General features: G+C 66.3%; 1 pseudogene. It reads right to left on the minus strand.

Annotated elements, in window-relative coordinates:
* Positions 1 to 246: pseudogene (locus FNJ47_RS47830) on the minus strand (acetamidase/formamidase family protein); the annotation flags it as partial.

The following is a 246-nucleotide window of genomic DNA, read 5'->3' on the forward strand; positions in this document are numbered from 1 at the left end:
CGGCGTCCAGGTGAAATTGTAGACGGCGCGCGCCCAGTTGCGCTCGCCGGTTGCGTCGACCTCGTAGATCGTGACGACCTCGCGCGGCTTCGGCTCGGTGAGCAGATCCTTGTAATGGAAGCCCCACCAGGCCGCGGCGTTGCTGCCGAACGACTTGCCGGCAAAGGCTGGATTGGCCGAGGGCCGCGGCCAGATATCGAGGATCTGCACCTCGAGCACATCACCCGGCTCCGCGCCGCAGACATG

The sequence above is a fragment of the Bradyrhizobium uaiense genome, assembly GCF_010811875.1.
Taxonomy (GTDB): domain Bacteria; phylum Pseudomonadota; class Alphaproteobacteria; order Rhizobiales; family Xanthobacteraceae; genus Bradyrhizobium; species Bradyrhizobium uaiense.